The organism is Ralstonia sp. AU12-08, assembly GCF_000442475.1.
In the GTDB taxonomy this organism is placed as follows: domain Bacteria; phylum Pseudomonadota; class Gammaproteobacteria; order Burkholderiales; family Burkholderiaceae; genus Ralstonia; species Ralstonia insidiosa.
The window spans coordinates 306566-322495 of record NZ_ASZV01000047.1 but is presented as its reverse complement, the minus strand read 5'-3'; the positions used below and the strand labels follow the sequence as shown (position 1 = coordinate 322495).

Sequence of the window (15930 nt, the reverse complement as noted above, 5' to 3'; positions counted from 1 at the left end):
CCACTCCCTTGGCGTTAGGGCTAGCCCATGCGTTGTGCGGGGTGCGTGCTCTGTGCGATCTGTTTTCCGAGAAACAGTGCTTATTCTGTGAAGCGAGGGGAAGGTTATGTTGGCGCCAACGGGGTTGCAAATTCCGTCGCTTGATTCCTGTTGTGAAGATTATTTATTTGCGAGCGGATTTTTGAGTTAATCGTTTGCCAGATAATGTCTGTCGGCGGAAAGGATGAATGTTTTGATCAGGCCGGTTTGTGGGCGAAAGCTGGCCTTAACCTTTTGTGGGTTGTAGGTGTTTAGAGTCATTGCTTTACGACCATGCGGGGGTGTCATGCGGGAATGCTACAAGGATCACCAGTCGTGACTTGGTACGCAGTCCATACAGTGATGGCGATGAGACGAACCGACGACATCGGACCTTTCTCGGTCTACGAGATAGGGTAGGCAAACTTTCCCATGGAGCTGCACACCAGCGAGCCGATGCCCGAAACCGAATTTGGTACCGCTAACCTCTCCGACCTTTATGACCTGCAGAAGCTCTATGCAGCATTGAGGCCACAGGACCCTAGCTACCGCGAAGGCGAAGCTGATTCGGCGCTTAGCAATGTTCTCGCACAGGAGCACATCAAGCTGATCGTTGCCCGGCTCGACGGACAAGTCGTCGCCACATGCATGTTGGCCCTGATCGCGAACTTCGCAAACGTCGGGCGCCCGATCGGATGCATTGAGCACGTGATTACCGCGGAGCACTGTCGCGGACGTGGCATCGGGCGCAGCATGCTGGCGTATGCGTTGGACCTCGCATGGCAACACAACTGTTGCAAGGTCATCCTGTTGTCGGGCGTGCAGCGGGACGAAGCACATCGGCTCTACGCATCTGTCGGGTTTGACGGTGATCGCGAACGCGGCTTCGTGATCAAGGCGCCGGAATGAGCTCCCCTACCGCCTGAGCCAAGGCGAATCCACCGCCCAGAACATCACATCCACTCCCAGATAGTCCTGGGCAAAGCTCACGAACTGGTCGCGTGTGAATGGCTTGCCGGTCTTGGGGTTGACGTAGCGCAGCGTGGGCTCCTGCACTGCCATCGCCACCAGCGACAGCTTGCCTTTGTATTGATGGAAGAACGGATAGGCGTTCTTCATCTGCGCTTTCTTCCACGGGACGATGTCCGGCCCGCCCAGGCCGATGCCCTCCTGCGCTGCGGTGGCAAATGTGCGGGACATGTACTGGTGATCGTTGTCCCATTCACACGGCCAAAAGTTGACGTACTGCACGACGGCGGAGCGATGGAACTGCTGCCGAGCGAAGCGCATGTTCTCCAGCGTGGCGTTGAAGTACCCATCGCAACTGAAGCGCGTCTTGTCACGCTTGCGATCGATGTCGATGGCGGTTTCCGGCAGATTGATCCCCAGGATGCGGCCGTCGAACTGCTTGGCCAGCGCGGCCAGCAGCGCCTGGAAGCGCTGACGCAATGCCGGGTTCCATTGCTGTGCCACCCACCCGCTGCCGCCTGGGTTGACTTCAGAGTCATCGGATTGACGCACCAGTCCGCCGCCATACGCGGGGTCGGTCAGCAGATACGAGGGGATATGGCGCGCAGTGGGCAAGAAGAAACGATCCTGTACCTGCACGAACAGTTGCTTCTTGCGTTGCTGCAGATACGCAAGATCGTGCTCAATGCCGGAGAAGTCGTAGCGGCCCGGCTCAGGCTCCAGTGACTTCCAGCTATAGACGATCTGCACGCCCTCAATATCGGGGCGTTGCAGCAGCGGCTCGATGCTGGCCAACTCATCGGAGCCGGTGTAGAGAAAATGACGCAGCTCACTGGCTGCCGCACCAGCACACGCCCACGTCAGGGCCAGCGCGGCGAACAGGTGTTTTCCGCAAGCAAGGGTGCTGCGCATGACGGACTCTCCATGAATGGGTATGACAAAAGGGAGTCCGCCGTACGCCGGCAAGTTCCTGGCGCACGTCTGTCTGTGACAATTTTGCCGGCCGGATGCAGTCGGGGCGCGATGTGTGTACCGCCCCGATTCCTCCTCCGCTTACTTCCACTTCTCCCCAATCCCCGCCAACCCCGCCTTCTGCAAATCCTCCGCGCTCATCACCACGCGGAACTCACAATCGGCGTTGAACAGCAGGAACCACGGCTCGGCGAGTGCGGGAATCTGCGAGGGCGCATCCAAGTTGACGACGAGCACCGCGCCGCGTGTACCAGCTTGTTCCGTGAAGTAAGCGGCTTCGGGTTTGATCGCAGCCATCACACGCGGGATCAACTCGGCGATGGAGCCATCGCGCACGTAGGTGTTGAAGGGCTCGTGCGGGATTCGCACGTTCATGAGCATGCGCATGGTTGTTCTCCTGGGTGCGTTAGCGTGGATTCCACAGCACTGCGTGCAAACCGGCACTGCCAGTCGCCTGGCGGCTGGCGCCACCGGGCAGCGCGCGGCAAAGAGACGTCGCCCCGCACGATGGCTTGGATGTGAGTTGCATGCTGCGCCCCTTTGAGTCGTGGACTCTTTCACGTGCATGGCGCCTTGAAGTGTTCCGGCCCAACGCTTGATGGCCGGAACATGCACGACAGCAGATCGCTGCGACTCGCGTGGTTGGACAACGCAGCAAGCGGGTACCACCCCATATGGGTGAACCCGGTATCGGTATCGCACATTCAAAACGGGACTTGGCAACGCCGCCGTGCGCGATGCAAAAGTCGCGCCACAGGTTGTGCCGTCAAGTCTTGCGACTGGCGTGTCAGCAAGCGGCGCGTGTTTCGCGTCGAAACCTTTGCAGATCTGAAACACCCGTGTGGACAGCTGTTGTGGATAACCGCTGTGGACAACTTGTGGGGATAACATTCGTTCTTTGGATAGCAGCCCTTAGCCTCAGGCCACCATGACGGTACGCACCACCATTCGAAGAGCAAGCCAAGCCGATGCCGCCACGTTGTGCGCCGCTGAAAAGGCCACCGCACTTACCCCGGGGCTGCTGGTGTCACAACCTCACGAGCTGCAGGTTGAGGCATTCGAACAAAAGATCGCGCTGCTTGAGCAGGACGGGCTGTACCTCGTGGCAGAGCACGAGGGCACCCCGATCGGGCACGCGTTTCTGGAGCCGATGACGCTCATCGCGCTCTCTCACGTCTTCAGTCTCACGATCGTCGTCCACCCCGGTCACCTCGAGCGCGGGGTCGGCACTGCTCTCATGACCGAATTGATGGCGTGGGCGGAAAGCCATCCCCGCATCGAAAAGATAGAGCTTCGAGTCAGGGCGACGAATGCTCGTGCCATTGCTTTGTACAAGCGCTTTGGATTCGTGGAAGAAGGACGGTTCGAGAAGCGCATACGGCTGCCCGACGGGTCGTATATCGCTGATCTGTCCATGGCGCGGTTTGTTCGTCAATCTGGCTCGTAGCATTCGTCCAGCCGGATCACACTGCGACATCTGTGCGGGGTATCAGCGATTGGCATTCTTGCCCGCTACGAGCAACTCACTTCGGCATCGGCTCGTAATGCACCTTGCTGCGCCACTTGCCGTCGACAAGCGTTTCCACCGTGACCTTCATCTTGTCACCCCCACCCTGCGCGTCATCAATACGGCGCTCAACGGCGACAGGCACATCGCGTTCAACGGCGTACACGGTGCGCTCGTGATAGCAGCAACCACCCTTCGCCCACGTGCGTAGACGCTTGTTCTTGGCGTCGACCTCAAAGAACCCGAGTGTTTCGAGAATCAGCTCCGTCATCTTGCTGTTGCGGACAAAGCGCTGCGTGCGTGCGTTGAATAGATAGATGTCGTAGCTCGGGCCACCGTAGCTGCCGTTGTTGCCCGTCTGGATGCCGAAGTCTTCCTGGCCGTCAAAGTTGAAATCGCCCACGTTGATGACGCCCTGATAGTCATAGCGCCGGGCCGAGTTGACCAGCGGCCCCTTACCCCCTTGCGGTAGCGTGACAAAGACCGTCGCCAAATTGATGGTCTGGCGCACCGTCCGCTGGCCCTTGTCATAGATGAGCAACTGGGCAGGCCCTTCACAGGTTGCATCCCTGTCTGCATTGCTCTCTGGGCATGCCTCCAGCATGCGCAGTACGAAATCGTGTTGCTTCGCGATGGTCTTCATTGAAAAGACCGGACCATCAACCGCCGCGCTTGAGCTCGGGAACTCTGGTTGCGATTGCAGTTCATCAATGCGCGCGCGATACGCGGTCTTCAACGCCGCCACATCGATCTCGCCAGACGGCGCACGCTGCTTCAGCCATTCGCGCTGCCCGGCCTTCAACGCATCGGTGTCGGCACCATGTTTGTTCAACGCGGCGCGATACGCATTTGCCAGCTCACTGTCGAGCGCGGAGAGTTGGGGGTCATTGCAGATGGCGTGCTCGATGGGACTGCGCGCCACGCCGCAATTGAAGCTGGCCGCGTGTGCGCTGGTTGCTGTCAGCAATGCAATGGCGAGTGCTACGCCTGGACGAATGGCAGAGATCGGTGTCATTGGAGTATCGATGCACGCAGGGGTGGTCGGGCGAGCGGAATGGTACCTGTCCCCGGCCGCATCAAGACCGTTTGCCGACGCCTCTGTGGACAACTCCACCCCCACCTGTGCATAACACCAGGGAAAAGCGTGTTGGCTCTCCGGGGTCAGCGTGTCCACAGCACAGGAACAACTTCCCCCCGTGGCGATGGAGCCTGATGCGATTGCCCGGACTCATCCACGCAACCGCACACACTCTCCGATGGGTTGTCCGTTCTGCAAACCATTGATCCGAAAGCGCTTTTGCTACCTATCCACAGAACTTATCCACCGTTATCTATTACTACTATCTGTATACATAAAGAAGTAAACCTATAAACCCGCTATGGGGCGCGTCGTTCGATCGGGCATGTGAATATCGACTGCGCTTTGAACACGGCAACCCCCCTCTCTTTCGTCCTTGCACCATGCACGGCGCGTACTACGCTTGGTGAGGTTTGCGTAGCGCACTGTCATACGGCCCGCGCAGAGTCAGCGTGCCGTTTCCCGATCGACACCAGCATTCCTCCCCAGAGAACACACCATGCGAAAACTGTTTGCAGCCATTGCACTCTTGCTGGCCATGACGCCCGTTGTGCAGGCTCAGGTGAAGCCCTATCCGCCGGGTTGTCGCCACCAGAACATCCAGACTGACGGGGCGACCTTGTTTGTGCGGGTGTGCGGCAGCGGGCCGGCGGTGGTCTTGCTGCATGGTTTTGGCGACACGGGCGACATGTGGGCACCGCTGGCCACCGAGCTGGCACGCACCCATACCGTGGTGGTGCCGGATCTGCGTGGCATGGGGTTGTCGTCGCACCCTGATGGCGGCTACGACAAACGCACGCAGGCGGGTGACATCCGGGCTGTGCTGACGCACCTGAACATCGATCAGGCCGACGTGGTCGGCCACGACATCGGCACCATGGTTGCCTTCGCCTATGCGGCACGCTATCCGGACAAGACGACACGGCTGGTCGTGATGGATGCGCCGGTGCCGGGCGTCCCCCCGTGGGAACAGATCGTCCGCTCGCCTGCCCTCTGGCACTTCTCGTTTGGCGGCCCCGATGCGGAGCGTCTGGTGAAAGGCCGCGAGCGGATCTACCTGGATCGGTTCTGGAATGAATTTGCCGGAGACCGCACGAAGATCGACGAGGCAACACGGGTGCACTATGCGCGCCTCTATGCGAAGCCCGGTGCCATGCACTCTGCGTTCGCGCAGTTCCTGTCGATTCCGCAGGATGCGGAAGACAACCAGAAATCGCTCGCGACCAAGCTGACCATGCCGGTGCTGGCCATCGGCGGTGAAAAGTCCTTCGGCCCGAACGAGGCGATCGTCATGCGCAATGCCGCCACCAATGTGCAAGAGCTGGTGGTTCCCAATGCCGGGCATTGGTTGATGGAAGAGCAGCCGCAAGCTACCGTGAGCGCGATCGTGAAGTTCCTCGCGCAATAGCGTCTGACCTTCACGCGCCCGGCAAACCAATCTCCGCTCCATTCATGAAGACACGCCAGCTCTACGCCGCTGCGTGCGGGCTGCTCGCCTGCAGCATCGCTACGGCATCGCCCGATGCAGACCTGCTGGGCCAGAAGCAAGGTTATCCGTTGGCGCCAAGCGCGACGCGCATCTACGAGGCCCCTTACATCGTGGGTTCCTTTAGCGGCATGGACCGGCTCTCGCCGTCCTGCGAACTCGCGCCGGCAGACAAACCTGTGCCGTTCAAGAGCGCTGACAAGGAAGCCGACTTCCGGTATCGCTTTCGTGGTGGTGACTACACGCTGGCGGACTACATGCAACACCAGCGCGCGACCGCCGTCCTGATCGTTCAAGACGGCACCCTCCTGGCGGAACACTACGGCTACGACCGCACGCAAGACATGCGCATGCTGTCGAACTCGATGGCCAAGACGCTGTTGGCGCTCGCGATCGGCAAGGCACTGGAGGACGGCAGCCTGCACGCGCTGGAGGATCGCGCAGACCAGTACGTGCCCGGGCTTGCCGGCACCTTGTACGGTGCAACGCGCATTGTCGATCTGCTGCGCATGGCCTCCGGCGCGAAGTATGTGGAGGACTACACCCCCACGGATGATCGGGCGCGATTCCTCAGCACGGCCGCTAAGCAAGGGGTGCTTGCGGCCGCCGCACAGGTGAGCGAGCGAGCCGATCCGCCGGGCACACGTTTCAACTACGCGGGAGCGCAAACCGAAGTATTGAGCTTGGTGCTCCAGGCAGCCACGCAACGCAGCCTGTGCGACTTCGTGGATGAAAACCTATGGAAGCCGATGGGCGCGCAATCCAAGGCGACCTATCTGGTGCGCCAATCCGACGGATCGGCGTTTGCGCAAGGCGGCTTCAACGCAACGGCGCGCGACTACGCTCGTCTTGGGGCCATGCTTGCCAACGACGGCGTGGTGCAGGGTCGTCAAGTGGTGCCGCGCGACTTCCTGTTGAACATGACGGACGCATCGCGCCAACCGGAGCCGTTTCGCCCCGGGCAGATGGTCTATCACGGTAGCCGCTACTACGGCTATGGCTTTCAGGTTTGGCTCCTCCCCGGAGAGGCACGACGGTTCGTGCTGCTGGGCATCCACGGACAAGCCATCTACGTGGATCCGCAATCCAAGCTGACCATGGTCCACCTTGCCGTGGGGCAGGACGCATCAGGCGATGCGAGCGGTGCCCACCTGGGGGCAGAGCGGGACGCGTTGTGGCGCGGTGTTGTTGAGCGGTTTGCGCGCTGAAGCGAATCTGCGCCCTCACCAGCGCGAGGTGTGGTCTTCCGTCACGCCGGGCAGCCCCTGCACCGCATGTCGGATACCTGTGTCCGGATCCACGATCTCGCCATCAAAATGGCCGATCGGCTGGATATAGCGGCTGGCGGCAATGAGCAGGTTTTTGTTCTCGCTGCGCGCGCCTTCCGGCGTGAATGTCAGGTTGACCAAGCGACTGGTACTGCGGATGTGCCACGGTTGCAGCGGCTGCTTGGCATCGAAATCAAACTCGACCGCGCCGACGCGGATCAGCTTGCCATGCAGCCAAACGGCGTTCTCGGCATCCGCCATATAACCTTGCTGCAGGTTGAAGCCCATGTCATGACTGTGCGCGCTCGCCCAGCGCCAATGCGTTTCTCGCGCCAGCAGGCCGTTCGAGTAATCCAGCGATGTCACGGCGCCATCCAGCGCATAGCGTTTGTCCGGGCAATCTGCAGTGCCACTGACCTGCAGCCCGCCACTCTTATGCGTCGAGTGCGCGAGCCAGTTGGCGGGGGCAATGGATGCCAGCACAGGCGGCATGCCCGCCAGTTGGATGTCTGCGGCCAGCCGCAGCTTGGGTGACTGAATGGTCAGGGTCAGACGATCGCGTTTGCGCTGGAAGGCCATGCGGCAACTTCCGGCCTTGAAAGACGCATGACCAAAGGCGCGGTCTTCCACCTTTGCGGACAGCCCCGGCAATCCATTCGCACTTGTCGCACCAACAACGTCGCGGCGTTGGCGGTCGAACAGATACGCGAACGCGGTGCCCGTCCAACCCACGTCAACAATGGCGGCGCCGATGAAGTAATCCGGATGCGCAATCGCCGCATATTGCCAACGCTTGTGATGCAGCTTGCGGGTCAGCCGCTGGTAAAGCGTGGTTTGCAGCGGTTGCCAGTCCAACTGTTCCACGATCCCTTCATACATGCCAAACGCAGGCAGGCCGTGTTCAAGCACCAGTTGGCTGGGCGCGGCGGGCAGGCGCACTGTATTCATGGCGTGTCGCGTTGGTCCTGGGTCGGAGATGCGCTGACTCTACACGCCACCTGACGCGGCATGTGGCGTTTGAAGTGGCTGTATGGACGTGCGTTGCAGCCATGCCGGGGTGTGCGTGCCCTGCCCCTACCCCGCGCCTGAGCGGTGCCTTACGGGCACTCCGGGCCCCGACGCCTGGCTCGCAGTGGTCGAAGACGTGCCCGGGCGCTACGATCTATGCTCACCGCCTGCTTCTTCGCTGTCGAAGACTTCTTCAATGCCACGTCACCACCACCACGTCTACGTTGTCGAACTCTCGCGGCAAGTGCTGGCCGAAGCGCGCTTCGTGAAAGCCAATCCCGATTACCTCGGCGACAAGCCTTGCGTTTATGTCGGCATGACAGGACAGTCGCCGGACGTGCGCTTTGACAAACACAAAGCGGGGCTGAAATCGAACCGGTTTGTGCGGGAGTATGGCTTGCGCCTGATGCCGGAGCTGTACGAGTGCTTCAACCCGATGCCCTACGAAGCGGCACGGGAGATGGAAGTGGAACTGGCGATCGGATTGCGCGAGGAAGGGTATGCGGTGTGGCAAGCGTAGATCAGTGCGGTTGGGTGAATGCTGGACTTCAAAGTGAGTGGAGCTAACAATCGGCTACGACTGCAGTTGAAATAGCGACATCTGCTTGGGCTATTTCGATGGGCACAGATGCTGCCTGACGGACTCGCCGTTTCAGCTATCCTTGCCGCTTCGCGTTGTCACCCGCCCGTCGGCCTTTGCCCGCCGCATGACCGAAACCGACCCATCCCACCGCGTCCGCATCGAACCGCTCGGCGTCAGCTTCGACGCGCCGGAATCGCTGACACTGCTCGAAGCCGCTGGCTTTGCCGGTGTGTCGCTGCCGCGCTCGTGCCGCAACGGCACCTGCCGAAGCTGCTTCTGCCGGATCGTCAGCGGCACCGTCCGCTACACGATCGAATGGCCGGGCCTGAGCCGCGAGGAAAAAGCCAAAGGCTACACGCTGCCGTGCGTCGCGATCGCGACGTCGGACGTCATCGTCGACGTGCCCGATGCGACCGTGGCGTAAGTCCGCAGCCTCCATTACGCTCATGACGAATCCACCCGCCAGCCCGCCGCCCCCCCTCCCGCGTCATGTCGCTGTGATCGGCGCAGCGGGCGGCCTCGGCCAAGCCATCCTGCGCATCTGCCGCGCCGAGGGCATCCGTTTCACCGCCATCGTCCGTTCCAGGCCCGAGCGGATCGCCGACGTGCCGGCCGGCTGCCGCGTCGCCGTCGTCCGTTCGCTCGCGGACCGCGCCGCGCTCACCGATGCATTCGCCGGCACCGACGCGGTGCTCACCGCGCTCGGCGTCACGCCGACGAGCGACGATCCGTCCTCGCGGCTTTCCGCGAATATGGACGCGGTCAACGCGTCGATGCGTGCAGCGGATGTCGACCGCATCGTCGTGGTCAATACGCTGCTGACAGCGCCGCCGGGCGAACCGCCGAGTCGCGCGATCCGGTTCTTTTCGCACGTGCCCGGCCGGATCGGCCGAGGCGCGGCCGAATTGCAGGCCGTTGTCGACGCGCTCGGCAACGGCGCGTTCGCGTCGCTGCGCTGGACGCTCGTGCGCGCGGCCGTCAATGCGCGCGGCAAGGACGAACGCCCGGCCGCGTCGGTCGACGCGAACGGCACACGCAACAACAGCCTGATGCCGGTGTCGTATGACGCAATGGGAAGATGGATGCTCGAAGAAGCGGCGGCGAACGCGTTCGTACGCCAGGCGCCGAAGGTGTCGCGGCAGCGAAACTGATCCCACGTTCGGAGCGAACGCGGGCCGCCGGGGGGCAGGTTTTCCGTGCCATCCAGCAACGCGCATAGCGCCGTTAGTTTCTCCGGTCCCGAGTGGACACGCGAGAACCGCCTCGTTCAGCTCACGACCGGCGATCCGTCGCACAAAGCCACTACAATAGCGCCCCTTCACCGGTGGCGCCCGCTCCTGATTCCCCTGCAGGCGCATGCCTCCCGCTGCACTCGAGAAGCCACACTCCTATGAAGTCAAACGCTTGCGGCGTCGATTTCGGCACGTCGAACTCCACCGTCGGCTGGCTGAGATCGGACGCACCCACCCTGCTGCCGCTCGAAGACGGCAAGGTTACGCTGCCTTCCGTCATCTTCTTTCACGCCGAAGACCCGCTGGTCAGCTACGGCCGTGCCGCGCTGACCGACTATCTTGCCGGTTACGAGGGCCGCCTGATGCGCTCGCTCAAGAGCCTGCTCGGCACGTCGATGATGGACGACAGCACCGAGGTCATGGGCCAGGCCATGCCCTTCCGCAAGCTGCTGGCGCATTTCATCGGCGAACTCAAGAGCCGCGCCGAGCGCGCCGCCGGCCATGAATTCCGCCGCGCCGTGCTGGGCCGCCCGGTGTTCTTCATCGACGAAGATCCCAAGGCCGACCAGCTCGCCGAAGACACGCTGTCGGAAATCGCGCGCGACGCTGGCTTCGACGAGATCGCCTTCCAGTACGAGCCCATCGCCGCCGCGTTCGACTACGAGGCCGGCATCAGCGGTGAAGAACTTGTGCTGGTGGCGGACATTGGCGGCGGTACGTCGGACTTCTCGCTGGTGCGCCTGTCGCCCGACCGTGCGAAACGCCTTGACCGTCGCGAGGACATCCTTGCCAACGGCGGCGTTCACATCGGTGGCACCGACTTCGACCGCGCCCTGAGCCTGGCCAGCGTGATGCCGCTACTGGGCCTGAACAGCACGCTGCGCAACGGCAAGGCGATGCCGTCCGGCCAGTATTTCGACCTGGCGAGCTGGCACACCATCAACCATGTGTACACGCGCAAGGCGTGGGCGGTGGTGATGGACAATTACCGAGATGCCGCCGACACCGAAAAACTCGACCGCCTCATCCGCCTGATCCGCGAGCGCGCCGGCCACTGGCTGGCCATCCAGGTGGAAGCCGCGAAGATCGCGCTGTCGGACGTCCCGGTGGCGGAGATCGACCTGCACCGCATCGCGCCCGAGTTGAAGCAGCCCGTCACGCGCGAGGATTTCGACCAGTCGATTGGGAAGCTGGTCGGCAAGACGGTCTCGACGGTGCAGGCGATGCTGAAGACGGCGGGCGTTGCAGCGGAAGCGGTCGATACCATTCTCTTCGCCGGCGGCTCCAGCGGTGTGCCGTTGCTGCGCGAGCAATTGGCGCAAGTGCTGCCATCGGCGCGGCGCGTCGAAGGCGACCTGTTCGGCGGGATCGGTTCTGGCTTGGCGCGCGATGCGGCGCGCAAGTTTGGCTGACGGGCTGAAAGGCTGAGGGGCGGCGGGACGTTTCGAGCGTATCGAACCATCCGGGTTGGGATATTGCTGTCGTCGGAGACGAGGACCACGCCATGCTAGAGGCGACCCAACTCAAAGCGACGGACGCAGTTCGCAGGCTAAGCTCAATGCCGTCGCCAGACGGCTCAACGAACGTCCGAGCAAGACACCAAACTTCGATACGCCAGCGGAGCGATTCCATCAATACGTTGCATCGACCGGTTGAATCCGCAGCCAGAAGCGGACGGCTTAGTACCCGCGCCACTCTTCACATTTGAATTCAGAGAATGATTCGAAGTGGAAGCGGAGCCTCGATTGCTTTCACTTTGCTATCAATTTCGCGCGTCAGCTCGTCAAAGGCTTCGACCGTATCCGGCTTCTGCAGCGCCACCGCTCGGTCCCGAACAGTCGAAATGCAAAACGCGGTCGTAATTGGAGAGCGGTCTGCACCGCGCTCACGACGTTCCTCGCAAGCGGCGACGGCGTCGAATGCCGTTTTCATCTCCGGGTGCCGTGCCGCAGCATCGGAAATACTGCTGTGCTCCACGAACGCACGTTGACGCATATATGACGACCACTGAACGCATAGCACCGCGAGCAGGGCGACAGCCGCGAGTAGTACGGCTACGACAAATTTGGATACCCGAGGGGTCATATGTCGCTGATATTTCGATGGCGCGATTCACTCGCTAGGCTGGTGAGGGACACTTCGCAGTGGGCTTGCTGCCGAGGCTTGGCTACTGGAGTGGGAGATGGGGTTGGCAACTTGCGACAAGTTGCTACCGTGAACGATGGCCAACTCGCGTCAGGCAAGCCTGGCGTGACTCTCCATGCGGCAGCAATTCAGCCGGTTCAATTCGGCGTTTGCATCGATTCCCACGCTGTAAGCAAATCGACTTGTTTTTGTAACCAGGTCGTAGGCATTGCTTGCGTCCCCCACACATCAATGCGTCCAGCATATTCACCCATCAGCCAGAAATGGCGCACGATGACGAAGAGTGCGATGGCGGCGAAATCCGCGTCGCCAATCTTCCGGACGCTGCGATAACCAGCGATATAGCGAAGCCAGCGTTCACGCGTTGCGGTGTCTGGTTCCGCACTGGCGGTACGTTGCAACATGGCCCAAAGGTAAACAGCAAGTTCGTAGGCCAGCCAGCCGGGACCTGCGTCGTCAAAATCGAAGAACGACGCGATGCGCGTCCCGCCAGGGCCGTCGGTCATGAAATTGTTGCTCCCGTGGCAATCGCCATGACAGTTCACGCAAGTAAGGTCTGGAATCGCAGCCACACGCTCAGTCAGTCTGCCCGCGATATTTATAAACGTGGATCGCAGCTCCTCACTCACCGTCGGTGCAGAACACAATCGATGGAGCGACTGGTCGAGCAATAGCGGCAGTTCCAACTGGTAGCGGCTGACCGGGCCGTTGTAGTCCTGACCAGCGTTGTGCAGTAGGGCGAGCCCCCGGCCGGTCGCTTCGATGTCTACTAGGTTTTCGCCTGGCGGGTCCCCATCCAGGTGCTCAAACAGCATCAGCGGGCGCGCACCCTCTGGCAAGGCCATCGAAATTGCAGCGGCACCATCTCGAGTCAGCAATGAATCGGCTACCGCCGCCCCGGCGGCTTTGAGATGATTAAGGAGTGCCGCTTCGTACTCCGTGTTGGGTGCGCCGCGAGGACGGCGAGCGCACAGCCGAGCGACAGCGCGGCGACCATCTGCAAATCGGAGCCCATAAACATAATTAAAACCACGCCGCATCAAGACGCAGTCCAGAACTTCGCCGAACGCATAGCCCTCAGATATTGCAATCGCAACAGAGCCGCCTGTCGGAGTGGTCTGAGCAATATCAGCTGGGCGCGATAGGGTCATGGTTTCCAGATGCAACGAGAGAAACAGCGATTTGGCTCGCTGAAGGGGGGCAGCTTCATTGGCTGCTGTGCGACATCTGACGCGCGCCGCTTCTGGGTGGCTATCATACAAGCGCGCCGCTGAACTGAATGTTCGGGTCAGCGACCGCTTCCGGCCAAGAATAGACGTTCACGTATCCACAGACCTCGTCACCGTTATCGACTGAATATCGATCCCAGCCGGAACATGGCAATCCGTTCCGAGTACAGCGTTCTCGCGGTCACACAACACACCGCTGTGTCGCTCAACCAGACACCCGCACGGGGGGAGGGCCACCTGCTTAGGCGACGATGGTCACCCGGGGCCAGCGTTCGGCGTACCGTTTCTGCGCGATGCGCTCTCGATATGTTTCGATGCTCACGCGGGCGGGGTTTCGGCGGATGACCATGCCAAAAAGATCATCAAGACCGTGGGGCGCAATGACGGTGATCGAGTCGTCTGCATTGAGCGTGAGCCCTACCGACGTGGCGTACTCGGGCCATGAGCCCACCGCATCTTCAAGCGACACAAGAGGCCGTACGGCGTATCCGAAGGTGGCTTGAAACCAGGTATGTACGCCCGCCTGGTTGGTCACCTCCCACTGCACGCAGGGGTGTGTCGCAACGAGCTGACGTTGAATGTCGCGCTCTCGCTCGGGCGAAAGATCGCTCTCATCAAAGTACGCTAAATCGAGGTCCGCCAGAGCCGAGGGCGAACTGAACGCGTGGAGCGCGTCCCAGACAAGGTTGCGAACGGCGCCTGCCCCGATACACCACGAATCGAGTTGTAGATTGCGGGCAGCGACAAGCGCAGAAGAAAACCACGGTGACTGCTGCGCAATAGTCACCAGGCGTGCTTCAAGACGCATTGGGTCGACCGGAATGGGTTGCTGGCCTGACAATCAAACGTACGCGTTGCTTGCGGTGCACGTAAAACATGGCGCGCCCGCACGCCACATCACGCACCAACAACCTTGTTCTTCCCCGTCCGCTTGGCCTCGTACATGGCACGATCGGCGCGCTGGATTGCGTCCATGGGCGCTTCATCCTTGCCGAGTTCTGCCACACCTGCAGAAAACGTAACGAAGAGCCGCGTATTGCCGGCAACAAAGAAGCGCTGCGTCAACGCGCGCTGAAGCCGCACGATGGCTTGGACGCCGTCTTCCAGGCACGTGTCGGGCATCAGGATGACGAACTCCTCGCCGCCAAAGCGTGCGAGCGTGTCTTGGGGGCGCATCGCTTCGCGCGCGACCTGGGCCAGGTGCGACAGGGCATCGTCGCCAAAGCTATGCCCATGCGCATCGTTGATCGACTTGAAGTTGTCGATGTCGATGAAGGCGATGGACAGCGCAGATTTCAAATGCGCGGCGCGGGCAACCTCGCGCGCCAGCGCTTCTTCCAGGCCCTTGCGGTTGAGCGCGCCAGTCAGCAGGTCATGACGCGCAGAGGCCGATGCCAGGTCGAGCGCCTGATGCAGCCGCGCCACTTCCGCCGCGGCCTCTTCGGCCCGCTTCTTCATGGCCGACAGTTCTTCGTGATGGCGTGCCGAAACCAACGACATCCAACGCGTGGCCGCCAGCGCGTCTTGGATCACGGGCGCAATGTCGGAGATCGTGCGGGCCGATTCGATCTTCTTGATGCACGCCTCCATGTGGCGGTGGTGCTCGCCCGAGCTTTCCGCCGCCGAGGACAGCCGCTCCAGGAAAGAGGCCAGCAGCCACTTCATCTCTTCCTGGGCTTCGAGCGACTTCGCCTTCAGCGCGCCCTGCTTCTGGATCACCTCTTTGAGGCGCCGCCGCACGTCTTCCAGCCGCCGCAGGCTCACGGGCGCCTCGCTGGCCTTCATCAAGGCCTCGATCTGCCCGCGCAGCCAGTGGTCATCGAGCGATAGCTCGCCGATGTTCTCAAACACGAGCTGCAGCAGATTCAGCAACGACTTGCGGATCTCGTTCTGGTCTGCCGCCGCCAGCGACAGCCGCTGGTTGAAGGTCGCCAGCTTGGTGTTCAGGCTGCCAAGGGTTTCTGACTCTGAGCGGCAGGCCTTGATCAGCACCCGCGCCGAGGGGCCGATCGAGGTGTTGTCATCGCCCAGCGCCGGCAAACAGTACTCAACCGTGCGTGCGAGCTGTTCGCACAACTCCCGCACCAGCGCCATCCGCTCCGCTTCGTGGGGGTGGAGGCTGGGCTTGCTGCCGGCAATTTCGTGGTAAATCGAGGCAAAGTTGTCTGGCGTGGGGAGCAACCTGCGTGAGGCCAGCAGCTTGAGGGCGTGCCGAGCGGTCTCCGAGGGATTTTTTTCTGTCATGCCTAAGCTGCAGGTTTGCGGGACGGGATTCGAGGGGGATTGTCCATGGTTCTGGCTGCGCCGCACAGTCGTTCAAAAGTTTGTGTGTGGGTTTTGCTGCATGGGTGCGTTCTGTCCCTGAATTTCAGGCTGCACGGTTTGCTGCGCGATAATGCGCGCCTTGTGCCTGCGGGATACAGCGCTGCACACGT

General features: G+C 61.5%; 16 protein-coding genes. 8 read left to right on the top strand and 8 right to left on the bottom strand.

The features are described 5' to 3' along the window. Window positions 1–450: 450 nt before the first annotated feature. Window positions 451–927, top strand: a complete 477-nt coding sequence (locus tag C404_RS53665) for a GNAT family N-acetyltransferase (RefSeq protein ID WP_021197096.1) — start codon at window positions 451–453, stop codon at window positions 925–927. Between the two features lie 6 nt (window positions 928–933). On the opposite strand, the gene C404_RS53660 is transcribed toward C404_RS53665, so the two are convergent. After that, window positions 934–1899 carry a hypothetical protein gene (locus tag C404_RS53660; RefSeq protein ID WP_021197095.1) on the bottom strand — a complete coding sequence of 322 codons (966 nt, stop codon included), beginning with the start codon at window positions 1897–1899 and terminating at the stop codon, window positions 934–936. Between the two features lie 141 nt (window positions 1900–2040). Beyond that, window positions 2041–2346, bottom strand: a complete 306-nt coding sequence (locus C404_RS53655; protein ID WP_021197094.1) for a hypothetical protein — start codon at window positions 2344–2346, stop codon at window positions 2041–2043. A gap of 541 nt (window positions 2347–2887) precedes the next feature. On the opposite strand from C404_RS53655, the gene C404_RS53650 reads away from it, so the two are divergent. Then, window positions 2888–3406, top strand: a complete 519-nt coding sequence (locus tag C404_RS53650) for a GNAT family N-acetyltransferase (protein ID WP_021197093.1) — start codon at window positions 2888–2890, stop codon at window positions 3404–3406. Window positions 3407–3482: 76 nt separating this feature from the next. On the opposite strand, the gene C404_RS58940 is transcribed toward C404_RS53650, so the two are convergent. Continuing rightward, entirely contained in the window at window positions 3483–4481 is a 999-nt protein-coding gene (locus C404_RS58940) for a lysozyme inhibitor LprI family protein (protein ID WP_021197092.1), read from the bottom strand. A gap of 562 nt (window positions 4482–5043) precedes the next feature. Between C404_RS58940 and C404_RS53645 the strand changes: the two genes are divergently transcribed. Together C404_RS53645 and C404_RS53640 are read left to right on the top strand one after the other, a co-directional pair. Continuing rightward, the gene (locus C404_RS53645) at window positions 5044–5952 is read left to right on the top strand and encodes an alpha/beta fold hydrolase (RefSeq protein WP_021197091.1); all 909 of its coding nucleotides are present in this window, start codon (window positions 5044–5046) and stop codon (window positions 5950–5952) included. A 44-nt stretch (window positions 5953–5996) separates the two neighbouring features. After that, window positions 5997–7238: a serine hydrolase domain-containing protein gene (locus C404_RS53640; protein WP_021197090.1), complete on the top strand. Its 1242-nt coding sequence runs from the start codon at window positions 5997–5999 to the stop codon at window positions 7236–7238. A gap of 15 nt (window positions 7239–7253) precedes the next feature. Here C404_RS53640 and C404_RS53635 read toward each other — a convergent pair whose 3' ends face one another. Then, window positions 7254–8246, bottom strand: coding sequence for a DUF2804 domain-containing protein (locus C404_RS53635; RefSeq protein ID WP_021197089.1), 993 nt, complete (start codon window positions 8244–8246; stop codon window positions 7254–7256). A 256-nt stretch (window positions 8247–8502) separates the two neighbouring features. Between C404_RS53635 and C404_RS53630 the strand changes: the two genes are divergently transcribed. From C404_RS53630 to C404_RS53615, 4 genes are all read left to right on the top strand, one after another. Continuing rightward, window positions 8503–8826: a hypothetical protein gene (locus C404_RS53630; protein ID WP_021197088.1), complete on the top strand. Its 324-nt coding sequence runs from the start codon at window positions 8503–8505 to the stop codon at window positions 8824–8826. 187 nt (window positions 8827–9013) lie between these two features. Continuing rightward, window positions 9014–9313, top strand: a complete 300-nt coding sequence (locus tag C404_RS53625; protein ID WP_031330050.1) for a 2Fe-2S iron-sulfur cluster-binding protein — start codon at window positions 9014–9016, stop codon at window positions 9311–9313. A 22-nt stretch (window positions 9314–9335) separates the two neighbouring features. Next, window positions 9336–10040, top strand: coding sequence for an NAD(P)-dependent oxidoreductase (locus C404_RS58935; protein WP_021197086.1), 705 nt, complete (start codon window positions 9336–9338; stop codon window positions 10038–10040). A gap of 239 nt (window positions 10041–10279) precedes the next feature. Next, window positions 10280–11533: an Hsp70 family protein gene (locus tag C404_RS53615; RefSeq protein ID WP_021197085.1), complete on the top strand. Its 1254-nt coding sequence runs from the start codon at window positions 10280–10282 to the stop codon at window positions 11531–11533. A gap of 298 nt (window positions 11534–11831) precedes the next feature. Here C404_RS53615 and C404_RS60125 read toward each other — a convergent pair whose 3' ends face one another. The 4 genes from C404_RS60125 to C404_RS53600 form a co-directional block, all read right to left on the bottom strand. Further along, complete coding sequence (locus C404_RS60125; RefSeq protein WP_152524488.1) at window positions 11832–12053, bottom strand: hypothetical protein; 222 nt, start codon at window positions 12051–12053, stop codon at window positions 11832–11834. A 350-nt stretch (window positions 12054–12403) separates the two neighbouring features. Continuing rightward, window positions 12404–13417 carry a phosphotransferase enzyme family protein gene (locus C404_RS0130395; protein WP_031330049.1) on the bottom strand — a complete coding sequence of 338 codons (1014 nt, stop codon included), beginning with the start codon at window positions 13415–13417 and terminating at the stop codon, window positions 12404–12406. A 319-nt stretch (window positions 13418–13736) separates the two neighbouring features. Further along, a complete protein-coding gene (locus C404_RS53605) occupies window positions 13737–14303 on the bottom strand; it encodes a nucleotidyltransferase family protein (protein WP_021197082.1) in 567 nt (188 codons plus the stop codon). 89 nt (window positions 14304–14392) lie between these two features. Then, entirely contained in the window at window positions 14393–15739 is a 1347-nt protein-coding gene (locus C404_RS53600) for a GGDEF domain-containing protein (RefSeq protein WP_021197081.1), read from the bottom strand. Between the last annotated feature and the right edge of the window lie 191 nt (window positions 15740–15930).

Bases quoted from the DNA above. Each gene is read 5' to 3' on its own strand.
- C404_RS53665 (WP_021197096.1), top strand. From the start codon at position 451: ATGGAGCTGCACACCAGCGAGCCGATGCCCGAAACCGAATTTGGTACC.
- C404_RS53660 (WP_021197095.1), bottom strand. From the start codon at position 1,899: ATGCGCAGCACCCTTGCTTGCGGAAAACACCTGTTCGCCGCGCTGGCC.
- C404_RS53655 (WP_021197094.1), bottom strand. From the start codon at position 2,346: ATGCGCATGCTCATGAACGTGCGAATCCCGCACGAGCCCTTCAACACC.
- C404_RS53650 (WP_021197093.1), top strand. From the start codon at position 2,888: ATGACGGTACGCACCACCATTCGAAGAGCAAGCCAAGCCGATGCCGCC.
- C404_RS58940 (WP_021197092.1), bottom strand. From the start codon at position 4,481: ATGACACCGATCTCTGCCATTCGTCCAGGCGTAGCACTCGCCATTGCA.
- C404_RS53645 (WP_021197091.1), top strand. From the start codon at position 5,044: ATGCGAAAACTGTTTGCAGCCATTGCACTCTTGCTGGCCATGACGCCC.
- C404_RS53640 (WP_021197090.1), top strand. From the start codon at position 5,997: ATGAAGACACGCCAGCTCTACGCCGCTGCGTGCGGGCTGCTCGCCTGC.
- C404_RS53635 (WP_021197089.1), bottom strand. From the start codon at position 8,246: ATGAATACAGTGCGCCTGCCCGCCGCGCCCAGCCAACTGGTGCTTGAA.
- C404_RS53630 (WP_021197088.1), top strand. From the start codon at position 8,503: ATGCCACGTCACCACCACCACGTCTACGTTGTCGAACTCTCGCGGCAA.
- C404_RS53625 (WP_031330050.1), top strand. From the start codon at position 9,014: ATGACCGAAACCGACCCATCCCACCGCGTCCGCATCGAACCGCTCGGC.
- C404_RS58935 (WP_021197086.1), top strand. From the start codon at position 9,336: ATGACGAATCCACCCGCCAGCCCGCCGCCCCCCCTCCCGCGTCATGTC.
- C404_RS53615 (WP_021197085.1), top strand. From the start codon at position 10,280: ATGAAGTCAAACGCTTGCGGCGTCGATTTCGGCACGTCGAACTCCACC.
- C404_RS60125 (WP_152524488.1), bottom strand. From the start codon at position 12,053: ATGAAAACGGCATTCGACGCCGTCGCCGCTTGCGAGGAACGTCGTGAG.
- C404_RS0130395 (WP_031330049.1), bottom strand. From the start codon at position 13,417: ATGACCCTATCGCGCCCAGCTGATATTGCTCAGACCACTCCGACAGGC.
- C404_RS53605 (WP_021197082.1), bottom strand. From the start codon at position 14,303: ATGCGTCTTGAAGCACGCCTGGTGACTATTGCGCAGCAGTCACCGTGG.
- C404_RS53600 (WP_021197081.1), bottom strand. From the start codon at position 15,739: ATGACAGAAAAAAATCCCTCGGAGACCGCTCGGCACGCCCTCAAGCTG.